The sequence below is a fragment of the Saccharopolyspora sp. NPDC047091 genome, from assembly GCF_040643635.1.
In the GTDB taxonomy this organism is placed as follows: domain Bacteria; phylum Actinomycetota; class Actinomycetes; order Mycobacteriales; family Pseudonocardiaceae; genus Saccharopolyspora_C.
The window spans coordinates 1-1,781 of record NZ_JBEYUS010000150.1; the positions used below are offsets into that span (position 1 = coordinate 1).

A 1,781-nucleotide genomic window follows, 5' to 3' on the forward strand; every position below is an offset into this window, starting at 1 on the left:
GAGGTGAACAGCAGCTCACCGGCGTCGCCGTCGGGCAGCGTCCCGCCCAGCACCGGGTCGATCACCTCGGGGTAGAAGTGGTCCTCCCAGATGTGCAGGCCGTCCTTGGTCTCGGCGAACTCGGCGGCGACACCGGGACCCATCACCTCGGACAACCCGTAGATGTCCACCGCGTCGATGTCCAGGGCCCGCTCCAGCTCGCCGCGCATCTCCTCGGTCCACGGTTCGGCGCCGAAGATCCCGGCGCGCAGCCCGGTGTCCCGCGGGTCGATGCCCTGGCGGCGCAGCTCGTCGACGAGGGCGAGCATGTACGTCGGTGTCACCATGATCAGGTCGGGTCGGAAGTCGCGGATCAGCTGCGCCTGCCGCGCGCTCATCCCGCCGGAGGCCGGGACCACGGTGCAGCCGAGCTTCTCCGCGCCGTAGTGCGCGCCGAGCCCGCCGGTGAACAGGCCGTAGCCGTAGGAGATGTGCACCAGGTCGCCGGGTCGCCCGCCCGCGGCGCGGATCGAGCGGCTCACCACCTCCGCCCACACGTCCAGGTCGTGCCGGGTGTAGCCGACGACGGTGGGCTGCCCGGTGGTCCCGCTGGAGGCGTGCACCCGGCTGACCTGCTCGCGCGGCACCGCGAACATGCCGAACGGGTAGTTCGCGCGCAGGTCCTCCTTGGTGGTGACGGGGAACTTCGCGAGGTCGGCCAGTTCGCGGCAGTCGTCCGGGTGCACCCCGGCGGCGTCGAACTTGGCGCGGTAGAAGGGAACGTTGCGGTAGGCGTGCCGCAGCGTCCACCGCAGCCGGTCCAGCTGGCGGGCGCGGAGCTCGTCCACCTCGATCGGGGCGGTCTCGTCGGCCGCGGTGGTCGTTCCGGTCATGCGCGTTGCCCTCTCCGGCCGTCGATCGTCCTGCTGCGCCCGCGGAATTCGGCGATCACCACCGCGTCGTGCTCGCGGCGCACGGTGATGTCGTAGATCCCGCTGCGGCCGTAGCGGGTGCGCTCGGTCGCTTCGGCGTGCAGCCTATCGCCTTCGTGCGCCGGCGCGATGAAGTTGATCTCGGCTCCGGCCGCGACGGTCACGGGACCGTGGCTGTTGCAGGCGCAGGCGAACGCGGTGTCGGCGAGCAGGAACACGTAACCGCCGTGCGCGATGCCGTGGCCGTTGACCATCGAGCGGGTGATCGTCATCCGCGCGCTCGCCCGGCCCTCGGCGGCGGACTCCAGTTCGATGCCGAGTTCCCGGGACGCGGTGTCCTCGTCGAACATCGTTCGTGCCGCGTCCGCGACGGGTTCCACCGTGCTCACCGGGGCTCCACCACCTCTGTACTGACCGAACAGTCGGTTATTCTGCTCGCAGTGTTGGCGGCGGCCGTCGCGATGTCAACCCGCGCCTCCCGGCGATGCGCGCCGCCAAATCCGGTCCACAGTGGACCTTCGAGTGCGGAACCCGGTGGTTCCGGTGCGTGCTGGCAGGACGAGCCGGAGCTCAAGCAGTAGCGTTTCCCGCATGGTGGCGATGCCGGTGACCGAACGGGTGCTGCTGCGGGAGTGGCGGCCCGACGACGTCGACGGCGCCTTCGCGGTCTACGGCACCACCACCGTCACCGACTGGCTGGTCCCCTCCATGCCGCGCGTGGCCGACCTCGCCGCCATGCGCAGGGTGCTGGCCCAGTGGATCGACGAACAGCGCGAACTCCCGCCCCCGCTCGGCCGGTGGGCCTACGAGCACCGCGACACCGGTTCGGCGGAGGCCCAGGTGGCCCTGCTGACCAACCGGATCTCGGGC

2 protein-coding genes and 1 pseudogene are annotated in these 1,781 nt (G+C 71.1%); 1 reads left to right on the forward strand and 2 read right to left on the reverse strand.

Annotation, left to right across the window (positions count from 1 at the left end):
* Both ABZ805_RS29280 and paaI read right to left on the reverse strand, forming a co-directional pair.
* Positions 1-872: AMP-binding protein (locus tag ABZ805_RS29280; RefSeq protein ID WP_358447166.1), on the reverse strand; the 872-nt coding region annotated here is incomplete at its 3' end.
* Complete coding sequence (paaI, locus tag ABZ805_RS29285) at positions 869-1,261, reverse strand: hydroxyphenylacetyl-CoA thioesterase PaaI (RefSeq protein WP_358447169.1); 393 nt, start codon at positions 1,259-1,261, stop codon at positions 869-871. The genes paaI and ABZ805_RS29280, both read right to left, overlap by 4 nt.
* Before the next feature lie 241 nt (positions 1,262-1,502).
* Between paaI and ABZ805_RS29290 the strand changes: the two are divergent.
* Positions 1,503-1,781: pseudogene (locus ABZ805_RS29290) on the forward strand (GNAT family N-acetyltransferase); the annotation flags it as partial.